Genomic DNA, 11,812 nt, shown 5'->3' with positions numbered 1-11,812 from the left:
GCAACAAGGGAGTAAGCCGAAGTAGCTCAGATGGTAGAGCACCTCGCTGTTAACGAGGTTGTCCCAGGTTCGAGTCCTGGCTTCGGCGCTGTTTTCCGAGGACCCACTCGCGAGAAGTGGTAGCTCCGAGCGGACCCGACGAGAAAAACAGCGGAACGAGCCAGACTCGAACGCGCGAGTCGCACGCGGCCGAACGAAGTGAGGCCGACCGTCTCGCACCTGTTCGAGTCCTGGTTTCGGCGTTCGACTTCTTTCGATGGCGTTTTTCTGCCTATAACGCTATGTGTTTCAGCCCTGCTAGTTTTTCGACGGTCGGTCGAACTCGCTGTGATTTCGATCAAGACGAGGCTATCGTCGCAGTAGCGACGCTGGGTAGCCATCGAATAGTCGTTCCGCAACCTCCACGTCAATCGTCTCTAAAAGTGGCTCTCGCTCGCCGGTTTCGGCGAGCGCCTCGAGTGGCTCCGAGAGAGGCGGTTGCTCATCGGTCTCGAGTGGTGTTTCGTCCGCAGTCGCCTCGGTGTAGACGACCCCGTTGATCTCGATACTGTTGCCCTCGCCGCCAACGAGCCGTATCGGCCCGCCGTCGTTGCCTCGAGCGGTGTTGCTGCGCCCGCGGTTAAACCTCGAGTCAAACAGGTTGAAGCCGGGACCGAAAGTCGGATCGACGTTCGGTCCTCCGAGAGCGCTCGCCCCGACATTGTCGTTCGCGGTGTTGTTCGAGAGTGTATTCTCGTTCGATCGCGTGAGGATGATCCCACCATCGAGTCCGTTTTCGTTTGCCGTGTTTCCGATGAGCGTATTCTCGGCCGACTGCACGAGCAAGATACCGCCCTGAGCGTTCCCGTTGGCGGTATTTTCCTCGAGCGTGGTCTCGTGTGAGTCGACGAGAATGATACCGAAGAGATTGGTGTTCGAATTCACGGTGTTACCGACGAGCGTATTCGCCTGCGATTCGAGCAGGACAAGGCCGTCGAAGATGTTGCCGCTCACACTGTTTTCTGTGAGCGTGTTGCCGTGTGAGCGGGTGAGTTCGATCCCGGCAATGTTTCCATCGACATCGTTGTGGACCAGACGAGTCTCGTTCGAGTCAATGAGTACGATGCCGCCGTTCTCCGAGGCGGGCATCCCGTTCCCGGTCGCCGTGTTCGCTTCCAGCAGATTGCCGTCTGCACGCTCGAGTCGAACCCCGGTTCGGCCGTTGCCGACCGTCTTGTTCTTACAGAGCGTATTCTCGGCCGACTGGAACAATGTGAGTCCATCCTGCGTGGCCCTCACGGTCGTCCCTGCGATTGCACCGTCCGTCACCCCCTCGAAAGCGATGCCGGCGTCGAATCCCTCGACGGAGAGGTTCCGAACCGTTACGTTCGAGAGACCGTCGGTCAGTGGCGGCGTGACGCCGGCCTTTTTGCGTTTCTTTTCTGCGCCCGTCAGCTCCGGTCGAACGAGGACGCCGCTAGTCACTGGCTTGAACGGCTCTTCAAACGGCTCGGTCGGGCCACTTCCGGTGATCGTCCGTCCCTGCCCGTCAAGCGTGACGTCGCTCGCGCGGATCTCGATGCAGGTTTCGCCCGGCTCGGCCTCAAGGTCTGCCGCCAGCACGTAGGTTCCCGGTTCGGTGATCGTCGTGCAGTCGGTGATCGACTCGGCAGTGGTCTCTTTATCGACGTGTTTACCGCCACCGTCGTCTCGAGTCGGCTGGCCGCCGGACTCGGCCTTCGTCGACTGTTGTTCGTCCGTCGCGCTCAGACAGCCCGCGAGCCCACCAACTGCGAGCGCGCTGCCACACAGATACAACCGACGCCCAATCCCTGCCCCGTCGGATTCGGAATCTCGCATACCGGTTTCAGCCAGCATCACGTCGCCCTTGAGTATGTGTGGCATTTGAACCCAGCACGTCCGACACGTGTTCCGTACGAGTACCGTATTCGAGACATGAGGGAGCAACACCATGACAGACTCCTCATCATCGGACGCTTGTGACCGTCGCTCGACTCGAGCCAATCGAGTCGGTGGTCGGCAAGCGAAGCGGCCCCTGATCAAGTCTGCGACCGTGTTCGGTCCGGCTACCGGAACCAATCGTCCCCTTCTCATGAGAATCACAACTTCGGGCTACTCCGCGGGCAGTTCGGAAACCGCTCGGTTGTCGCGAGATTCAGCACCGACTCATACGGACTACTGTCAGTCATTTCCGGTGCAACCGCGACCCACACTGCGGTTGCACCGGTACATCGTTACAGCAGACCGTATCAGACAGTCTAGTCGTTGCAGCCGGAAGTCGGTGTCTCCGCCTCGAGTGCTCTCGTGGCCCTCCTCGGCATGAAGTCGTTCAGTGACCCGATCAGGATCGATGGGACGCTCGCGTACTGTCGATCGGGGAGAGGGATTATTTCCCTCCAGCATGGATGTCACTGTATGACAGTCGATGAAGACGATCGGCGAACCACAGACCATCACGGCCACGACCTCATCGACCCGCTTTACGTGGGTATCGTGACCGTCTCGAGCTCGCGAGCGAACGACCCCGACCCCGACGATCCGGGCGGCGACACCATCCAGGACTGTTTCGAAGCCGAAGGCCACGAGGTCCGCGAGCGACGCCTCGTCCGGGACGACTACGCCGCGATCCGGACTGCCGTCCGGGGGCTGGTCGCCCGCCAGGATATCGACGTGGTCTGTACCACCGGCGGCACGGGCGTCACCGTCGACGACGTCTCGCCCGAGGCGACCGCCTCGCTGTTCGAGCGCGAGCTGCCGGGCTTTGGCGAGTTGTTCCGGTCGCTGTCGTGGGAAGAAGTCGGCACCCGAGCGATGGCCTCCCGCGCAACGGCGGGGATCGCCGTCGATACGCCGGTGTTCTGTCTGCCCGGCAGCAAAAGCGCCTGCGAAACCGCCTGTGAGGAGTTGATCGTCCCCGAAGCGCCCCACCTCGCGGGGCTGGCGACGCGCCACCGCGCCGGGACGGACGAGCCGACGCTGACGGAGTATCAGGAGTAGCCAGCGGCTCACGGCTCGAGATGCAGCGAGCGAACCGGACAGCAAACGTTAATTAGCGTGCACGGTTTGTGCCGAGTGGAGGGCCCTTAGCTCAGTCTGGTAAGAGCGCTCGGCTCATAACCGAGTGGTCGTTGGTTCGAATCCGGCAGGGCCCATCCGTATCGGGCTCCTCACAGTCTCTTCCTGCAGTTTCTGTCGCTTACATCGATGGTGACAAAGATATGGTTGAGGCTCACAAGATTGAAGGAATCCCGCTCGTCCCAGAACCGTCGCGCAATTGGCTGAACCGTCGGCAACTCATTGACTATCGGCATCTCCGAGAGGAACTCCTCAATTGGATGCTCCATCTCGGGAAAGATCCAGAGCAAGCAAAAGGATATGCTCATGAGACGGTCAGACGGCGTGCATATGATCTTGACCGGTTTTACAGATGGGTTTGGGAGACAGATCAGACATATACCTCACATGTTACGCATGACCATGCGGACCAATACTGTCGTGAACTCGCATATAGTGACGAAAGTGCTACCTATAAGACAAATATTCAAAAAGCGCTGAAAATGCTCTTTCGGTGGCGTCAATCAGAGTTCAATGATGATCTGTGGGAACCCGAACTAACGTTCAGCGATACCAGCAGTGCATCGCAGCCAAAAGATTTCCTGAGCCGGGAGGAACGCCGGCAGATCCGTGAGGCTGCACTTGAATACGGCAGTGTGCCGAATTATAACAGCCTCTCACCAGAGCAACGTCGGAAGTGGAAGAGATATCTCGCGCATAGTTTGCGCAAACCAATGTCCGAGATTGCAGCAGACGATTTCAAGCGAGCCAACGGATTCAAAGTCCCCTCACTGGTGTGGACTGCTCTCGACACTGGATTGCGCCCGATTGAGGTTGAGCGCGCAAAGATCTCTTGGGTGGATACGGAAAATGCGGTGCTACGTATTCCTGCAGAGGAGGCTGCAAAGAACAATGAACATTGGATCGTTAGTCTCCAGCAACGGACTGCAGAAATGCTCTACCGATGGCTCGATGAGCGCGAACTCTATTCACAGTACGGCGAGACTGACTCCCTTTGGCTAACCCGCGAAGGAAATCCGTATCGAAGCCATAGTCTGAAGTACCTGCTCAACCGCCTTTGTGAAATTGCAGGTATACCTACTGAGAACAGGCAGATATCGTGGTACGTGATACGACATTCTGTTGGAACGTATATGACTCGAGAAGAAGGCCTCGCTGCTGCACAGATTCAATTACGGCATCGATCAGAGAGAACTACAATGAAATACGATCAGGCACCAGTGGAGGATAGACGTGCGGCGCTGGAACGAATGGGATGAGATAGCATCAAGTTATTTCGGCAAATCCATTCCTTTCTTGCTTCGCTCGAAAGGACAGATCGATCGCGTCGGGCTTCGCCTGAGTTGCCCCTGACAGGCAGGCGAGGAAACACGGTGGTGGGCAGAACGACTAAGAACATCCTATTGATTTATCGATACATGCAACACCCTCTACCGGACTTAGAGGAAGGAGATCGTCTAAACCAAGAAGAGATTGAAGAGATATTTGATACGAATTTTGGCTACCGTACCTCCGGAATCAATGTTCGGCGCGACGCTGATGATGATCGATATATTCTCCTCTTTGCTAATGAAGACGGCCCTTATGATGATAATGTCCGTCAGGGGCAGTTTACATACATCGGGGAGGGGTTATCAGGGGATCAAAAAGAGAGTGCCCCAGGCAACGCTGCGCTCATTGATGCTGTCGAAGAACCAGTTCCGATTTACTTCTTCTACAAGGATACAGGCCGAAGTAAGTGGGAGTACCAAGGCCAGGTGGCAGTATCCAACTACGAATATGTTGAGAGGAGCGGTCGTAAAGTGTTCGAGTTTGGGATGGAACACATGGACCTGTCATCGGAGGAATCCACAACGCCAAAGGTCGGCCTATACCTTGTAGCAGTAAGTGACGAGTGGCTATCGGATTTCGAAAATACGGTAGTCTCACCCCTCGATCTATCCGACCGGTCGAATATCCCGCTACGTCTGGAAGGGTACGATCGTCTCCGTGCATGGGGAACAACAGAGACGGAGAGTGCGGCTAAACAGAAGGCCATTGATCAACTCTCACAAAGCGATATCGTTCTCTTCTACAATAGTGGCGAATTCATCGGAGCCGGACGCATTGCCAGATATTTCGAGAGTTCGGCTGTAGGCGAATATCTCTGGGATAACCCCGAAAGCAGCCATATTTACCTCGTTAAGGATTTCACGAGGGATACTCCGGGAGTTGCGGAGGTCAGTGACCTACTCGGATATGAAGGTGACAGAATTGTCCAGAGTAGTCTTCTCCGTGTTAGCGAGGATCGGGTCCAAGAAGTGCTTGAGGAATACGACAGCCTCTCGGCCGCCCTGTTCGACGAAAACGATGACGTCGACGCTGAGCCGTCCTCTGAGGAAATTGAGCGTGAGCGTGAGGCGATTGAGCAATTAGTGGAGACTGAACCAGAACTCACTGAGGATGAAACCGTATATACAGAGAGCCGGCGACGAGCACGTGATAGCGGTTTTGCTGAACTCGTGAAGGAAGCATATGATCACAAATGCGCAATCTGTGGAGCCCGAAGAGAGTCGCCACAGGGAGGGTTTGAGGTAGAAGCAGCACATATCTACCCGAAGAGCCAAGATGGCACCGATGATCCCCGGAATGGGATTACTCTATGCCGGCTCCACCACTGGGCCTTTGATTCAGGCTGGCTCTCGGTGTCTGACGACTACCAGGTGATCGTTCAAGAAGCGCCGGCCAAGCAGGGTTATCACGAATTCAAGCAGTTAGAGGGGAATAAGATCAATCTACCTGAAAAGGAATTACAGCCAGACTCTCTCTATCTATCGGCCCATCGAAATATACACGGGTTCAACGAGTAGTGGGTGGGAGTTACTTTGATATCAGGTCTTTATCCGGCTCTAAAGGACCGTACTCGGTTAGCGGTGTGATGAGCGCCTCAGCGTTCAAAACTGGAGGCGTCCGATCGGCCAATCCATGATGTAGAGAACAAAAGACGGCCATGTGATCTGGATGGTTAATCCTCCTCGTGTGATGTGCCTCTATCTGTTTCTCTTCTTCAACTAATTCTTCCTCCCAGATAGACTGATGACAGTACGGGTGCTGACAACGACCGTTGGCCTGACGAAGGCAAACGATTCTGGCTGCATCAAACTTTGGAACCTCATAGATGCGGACGTCCTGGGCTACTTCTGGAAGCATAACATCGTGCTTCGATTCATGGAAGAACAACTGCCCGGTGGACTCGAACGTTTCTTCGCAACCACGTATGCGGCATTGGTGTGCCATATTTCGACCATCGGGCTGAGATGGCAAGTAGTTATTGTGTGTCTGACAGGTAGCCTCTACAGTCATATTAAACCTTTCTCGGAATATGCTGCACTCAGCCATTTCTGTTCAAAATCACCGCAAGGAAACACGGGGGTGGTAAGAAACGATGAGATCTACCGGTCATTGCTATCAGGCCAACTTGGAAAATTCCAGCGTCAACTTGTCTTTCCTGGCAACCTGACAAGGAGACAGTCCAATTCAAATCGTACTGACTGACCCCTCTGGCATAAATAACTATATCTGGCAGCCCTCGCCTGCAACGGTAGCATTTTCTGAAAATTCCAGTCGCTCAAGTACATGTCAGACAATCATCGTTGCCTTTCTTTGAGAATTCCAATGACTTGCGGAAGAAGGTTCTTCGCTGCTTGGATCGCTGATATTTCACCTTGTTCCAAGGTGGGGAGGAAGACCTCCTGAATAAACACTTCAAACACTTTCTCATCAAATTCGCGTACCCAAACTGCTAATGCAGTATTGAGAAGAAGTCTACCCTCCTTGATGGCTCCCTGATTCCATGCTCGTGCAGCCATCAGCCATTCGATAGAAGGATTATCAGGGGAAGTGATTGCAAGCGAATCAATAGCAGTGACTCGGATAGAGGCTGAAAGAGCAATCACTACACTAATTCCAAATGCAAACCATGCTGAGATGTAGAATCCTGCGACACCAAACAGAAGTGCAAGTACAAACTCTCCACTGGAAATAGTAGTATTGGCCTTTTGACGAGAGTTCTCGAGATCGGCTAGCAATTCTTCCTGTGATGACTCTATATTAACCTCATTCTCGATAAGATACCTCTCTGTCGCAGCCAGGAGTTCATCACGTACGTCACAGGCATGTCCGCGACCCCCAATAAGGAGATCAAATAATATTCTGTGTAAATTCGCTGCAGGAAGGAAGTTACCAATATGCCGTGTTAGTGTCGCTGCTGCAGAAAATAGGACTACAAACGGAAGTAGCAGTGTCTGAGCAAACATGTTATCTTGACAAACTCGGAAATAAGTGAACTTTGCGGAATACCAACCAATTCAGTTCACATCAATTTGGATCGGTTAGTCTGAACTCCCCGCAAGGGAACACGGTTTTTTCTTATTTTTAGATCTTAAATCGTCTCTCAGATACGGAGGTCTATCACGAAATATTGCACTTCCTCATTCCAAGACTTGCTCTTGTAATCTACGTAATTGTGATTGAAGGTCTCCAGAGAACACACGGTGAATTGATTAATCGCCGATATAGAAAATAACCTACCGCAACCAGTATAGTACGTTGATAGAGGTTTTGAGTCCTATAAGTGTAGAATATAGGACCAAGACTGGGGGCTTACTCTACTGAGACGTAATGCCCGCTGAAGACGTCTCTATTGTTCTGGACGGCTTTGGTTATCGTAGTCTCGCCATAGGTCTTTCCGCGTTCACCGTAGTTTTCACTATCAAACTTTGCACGATATCGATTTGAGGCACGGAAGCAATCTTCCATGAGTGCCGTATCTTCTCTACACCAGAAGGCCAGCCGTCCTGCAAACTCCATGTCTGTCTCTGAGGGAGAGGGATGTCCAACTGTGCTAGTCGAAGGTGCATCCCAGAGTTCTAAGGTACGTTTAGCGCTCTGGTTGTCTGTCTTTGCGTATTCTTCCAACGTCCGACGAACCTTCTTAACTGTTGTACATCCTTGCTTTTTCGCCCCTGGCTTGGTTCTTAACTCTGTAGTGTCAGAGGACGATTGGCTTGGCAGGTACTCTCCCTGGATTTCATCAAGCAATGGGCCTCCCTCTCTGATTTCTGTACGTCGATCAATGACCGCGCCTGTGAAGAGGATGTACTGGCCTGAATCGAATACTTCCACTCGAGGTGGCTCTGCAAGAGGTCCACTTTGGGCCAGCCGGCCTGCCTCTTGACGGTCTTCGGATTTATTGCCGTAACAGACTTGATGGAATCCGGTTTTTGACTGACTCAACTCCGTATACGTATTAAGTGGGGCAATTAGTTGCTCCTGTACTCCATCAAGTAATTCGCCTGAATCTGGATCACGGACCTTGTCGTAATCAATCACGCAAAATGGGTCATCTTCACTTAGTACAAATGCTAAACGACGTGTGTCCGTCGAATCCAATAGTTGGTTGCCCCGAGCCTGCTCGAAAGAGAACTGGTTTGTCTCTTCCTCCCAGTTGAATGAGGGCTTTACCGGTTCTTTATTTTGGTCGACTATGATCCACTGTTCGTACTCCGTGAGCGTATTTGGGAGATTAGCCAGATCACCCATCATTACGCCTCACCTCCGTATTTACCGAATACGTAGTCAGCAAGGGCATCGACATCTATATCCAAGTCATCTCGCTCATCAACCTGTGAAGCGATTCGCGATTTCTTGGCTTGCTCGGCGGACTCATGTTCATAGAGTAGCGCAAATGCAATACAGGCACCATCGAATCCACCATGGTGTGAATTGAATCCGCGAAGATCTATCTCCGCTGTCCGATTGCTTGCATACTTTCGAGTGGGCTTCCTCACGTCCAGACCCTGAAGAATAGCATCACATCTCTTGCGGTCGATGACGAAATCTTGGCGCACACGGAGTCCTTTTTCATACTCCATCGGTGCCATTGATTTCGCACCACCGCGGTTGTGTTGGAGAAGAAAGAGATCCTTGAATTTTAGTCCTTTTCCGACATCTCTTGCATCTCGGAGCCACCAAGAAGTTCGGGCAGAAGTGGCTGTTGGCATTGATGTTGTATACTCGTAGGTATTTTCGTCTCTCTCATCACTTGTCCAAGCACGCGAGCCTGAACCCTTGCTTCGATCAAGGTAAATTGCAGGGTTCTCTGCAGAATATTCGTAAACTGTGCGCTCTCTCTTACTTTCATTTACCCTCATGCGGCGTCGAGAGCGACAACTGATATTATGATTCCTGGGTATAAATATGTTATCCTGAATTACTCCGAATGATTGGCTTCTCTGCTGATCTACGCTCGTTATAGATATTACATGAGGGGTTCGGGGAGACGAAGTCCTGGTGTGACTCGAACTACGTCACTTGGTTCGTCTTGAAACAGTGGTTGGTCGTTCTTCAACAGGTTCACCGAGATCGACCAGGCTCTGATAGAAAAGACACAGTATTTTCTCTCACCCCCAACCCGTGTTTCCTCTGCGGTTAGTTTGAGTAGAGTAAGTTGATTCCAGCGTGATATTTTCCATCCCAAGTAGTTCGAATAAATAGGTCTTCAGATACACCTGTGATCATTTTCTACGCTCGTTATAGATATTACATGAGGGGTTGAGGGCGACGGGGTACCAGGTCGGGTCGAACTAAGTTGCTATCTCTCGAGGATTGGGTTCACTTGGTAATCTTTCAACTGGCCAGATAACAGTGATCAGGTAGATAGTATCTTTCCCCCACTCCGTGTTCCCTTGCGGTTATTCCGAACAAAAAGGTTGAATCCGGTATGAATTGGACCGCTGTAGTTCCGCCTAATCTCAAGACATGCTAATAAATGATGAAGACGATATTGGATTTGATGGTTTGCTCAGGCTTCATTTGGTTGATTCTCGATTTTGGAAACTCGGTCTTCGATACTACTGCTTAATCGCCATAGAAAAAGAGAGAGACTAACTAATATCCCGGAAGAAACGGCGAGGCCGACCCAAGTTTGAGAAGATTGAGAAGAATTAGAGACTAATCGAACTATACCCGAAGCAATGCTTAAACCGATCCCAGTGATGAATACATCATACGAGATGACTTCTACGAACTCACCTGGTCTGAGATATGCTGAGGGCATTTATATAGCCTCCCGAATAGTCATCCTCTCTACAACTATACCTGCAAAAGCCAATATAAACAGTATCGGAACAAGAATAGTGGCAGCCATACTCATAAACGTATTCTGGGCCAATATTGAAACCCCAATTGAGGCTAACCCAAGAAGAACGAATACGGCTTGAGAGACGGCGGTATAGGTATTTTGCATCTCTATGTTGTCCCAATCTATTTCCTCCTCTGATTTGCTGGGGGTATCATCTACGTTCTCATCGGTAGAAGTCTTTTGGGAGATTTCCGCCAGGTGTTCTTCAAGCCGTCCAACATCCTCTGAGATCTGGCCAATCTCCATCAGAAGATCATAGGGATTTTCGACTCCCAGATTTTCTCCTGCTGAATAGAGTTGGTGATTCGTTTGTTGAAGTCTTCCTACTTCTTTCTCAAGATGTTTGACACGTTGTGGGATACTCGCTGTCGTGCTCCCGCTTATAGTAGCGGGCTGAGGCATAGTATCAGACCTGGTCCAAATTTGTTCATCACTGAAAGGAATTTCTCCTCCGGCCCCGCCGGACGTATCAGAGATAGCCCCCTTGCCAGCCTGTTTCGCTGTGCTCGTACCTTGTGCGTCCAAGAATTCATCCGGGTCAGATCCACCAGCAGAACTCATCCTATTCCTCCTCAGTGTGTGAAATTAGTTCATCAATGGAACTCAAAACTGATTCCTGATCAATTTCATCTATGTCATCGTACCTTAGTGTCATTTTCATTGACCATAAATTAGGATTTCCTGCGGATTTACCATCTAATAATATTCTATACCAGTCATTTGAATCTGGTTTAGCAGACGACTCAAACTGAACCGTGACTCCTTTAGCACTACTCCCTCCAACGGATTCCAGAAGGTCAAATGTTTCCCCAGAATAATAGTTCGAAAGATCATGGTCTCTTCCTACACGGAGAAGTCCTTCAATGGTCAGTTCTCGGCTAACGATTTCTTCATCAACATCGATATATTCATCCAACCATGAATAAATTGATTTTGCATCAGATATAACTGGATCAAACTCAATCTGTTCAGTATTCTTGATCGTTATGAACGAGGAATTGGGAAACCCATTAAGATTGGCACTCGATTGGTATAACAAGCGAAGGCCATCTTTTTTTCCAACTCCTTCTTCGCCTTCAACCTCCAGCCCGCTAGGGCCTATATTGAGCGCTCTCGGTGAGTCCTGTACAATAGGATTATAATTATTCTCGTCCATCCAGTCATTAAGCCGGTCATCGGATACTGGATTCTGGTAGGGGAAAATCAGACCCAACGCCAAGTTTCCTGTTTCGAAATTGGGCATAGCCAATTGTCCTCTGTTAGTGCCAATGCTCAAGTGAGACAAATAACTGACTATTCTAACATCCCCCTATACTAAATAGAATGAACTTGATCCTATCAAGACGTTTGTTCCGATTCATCTGTTTTTCTTCTTCGTGACGACATCGTAGTAGAGTTCAGGAGTCTCAATAGAGACGTTCATCTAATCAGACGAAATTTCCATAGGAACATCTCGATTTAGATAAGCCGTGATAGCACTACGACAAACAGAGTATGGAAATAGGGAAGAAGGACACGGTGTAAGAATCATGGTTGGTTGCTTCGCAGCCATCTATG

At 50.9% G+C, this 11,812-nt stretch carries 10 protein-coding genes and 2 tRNA genes; 5 read left to right on the top strand and 7 right to left on the bottom strand.

The genetic code is table 11. The annotated features are described in order from the left end of the window. The first annotated feature begins 15 nt into the window (after window positions 1-15). Window positions 16-88 (top strand) — tRNA-Asn (locus tag C476_RS00690). Window positions 89-348: 260 nt separating this feature from the next. On the opposite strand, the gene C476_RS00685 is transcribed toward C476_RS00690, so the two are convergent. Next, window positions 349-1,884, bottom strand: coding sequence for a right-handed parallel beta-helix repeat-containing protein (locus tag C476_RS00685; protein ID WP_008008843.1), 1,536 nt, complete (start codon window positions 1,882-1,884; stop codon window positions 349-351). 531 nt (window positions 1,885-2,415) lie between these two features. Between C476_RS00685 and C476_RS00680 the strand changes: the two genes are divergently transcribed. From C476_RS00680 to C476_RS00665, 4 genes are all read left to right on the top strand, one after another. Next, window positions 2,416-2,997, top strand: a complete 582-nt coding sequence (locus C476_RS00680; RefSeq protein ID WP_008008841.1) for a MogA/MoaB family molybdenum cofactor biosynthesis protein — start codon at window positions 2,416-2,418, stop codon at window positions 2,995-2,997. 80 nt (window positions 2,998-3,077) lie between these two features. Next, window positions 3,078-3,152 (top strand) — tRNA-Ile (locus tag C476_RS00675). A gap of 66 nt (window positions 3,153-3,218) precedes the next feature. Further along, on the top strand, window positions 3,219-4,334 hold the full coding sequence (locus tag C476_RS17660; protein WP_008008839.1) for a tyrosine-type recombinase/integrase: 1,116 nt from the start codon (window positions 3,219-3,221) through the stop codon (window positions 4,332-4,334). Window positions 4,335-4,493: 159 nt separating this feature from the next. Then, window positions 4,494-5,924: an HNH endonuclease gene (locus tag C476_RS00665; protein WP_008008837.1), complete on the top strand. Its 1,431-nt coding sequence runs from the start codon at window positions 4,494-4,496 to the stop codon at window positions 5,922-5,924. Window positions 5,925-5,934: 10 nt separating this feature from the next. On the opposite strand, the gene C476_RS00660 is transcribed toward C476_RS00665, so the two are convergent. The 6 genes from C476_RS00660 to C476_RS18220 form a co-directional block, all read right to left on the bottom strand. Beyond that, complete coding sequence (locus C476_RS00660; RefSeq protein WP_008008836.1) at window positions 5,935-6,351, bottom strand: hypothetical protein; 417 nt, start codon at window positions 6,349-6,351, stop codon at window positions 5,935-5,937. 350 nt (window positions 6,352-6,701) lie between these two features. Next, window positions 6,702-7,370 carry a hypothetical protein gene (locus C476_RS18240; RefSeq protein ID WP_152418157.1) on the bottom strand — a complete coding sequence of 223 codons (669 nt, stop codon included), beginning with the start codon at window positions 7,368-7,370 and terminating at the stop codon, window positions 6,702-6,704. 346 nt (window positions 7,371-7,716) lie between these two features. Then, window positions 7,717-8,658, bottom strand: a complete 942-nt coding sequence (locus C476_RS18235; RefSeq protein ID WP_152418156.1) for a phage NrS-1 polymerase family protein — start codon at window positions 8,656-8,658, stop codon at window positions 7,717-7,719. After that, on the bottom strand, window positions 8,658-9,266 hold the full coding sequence (locus C476_RS18230; RefSeq protein ID WP_152418155.1) for a hypothetical protein: 609 nt from the start codon (window positions 9,264-9,266) through the stop codon (window positions 8,658-8,660). Before C476_RS18230 ends, C476_RS18235 begins: the two co-directional genes overlap by 1 nt. A 905-nt stretch (window positions 9,267-10,171) precedes the next feature. Then, a complete protein-coding gene (locus tag C476_RS18225) occupies window positions 10,172-10,816 on the bottom strand; it encodes a hypothetical protein (protein WP_152418154.1) in 645 nt (214 codons plus the stop codon). 1 nt (window position 10,817) lies between these two features. After that, window positions 10,818-11,498, bottom strand: coding sequence for a hypothetical protein (locus C476_RS18220; RefSeq protein ID WP_152418153.1), 681 nt, complete (start codon window positions 11,496-11,498; stop codon window positions 10,818-10,820). Between the last annotated feature and the right edge of the window lie 314 nt (window positions 11,499-11,812).

The organism is Natrinema limicola JCM 13563, assembly GCF_000337475.1.
GTDB lineage: Archaea > Halobacteriota > Halobacteria > Halobacteriales > Natrialbaceae > Natrinema > Natrinema limicola.
Note: the sequence above shows the minus strand (reverse complement) of the source record. Positions and strands in the feature narration are given on the sequence as shown.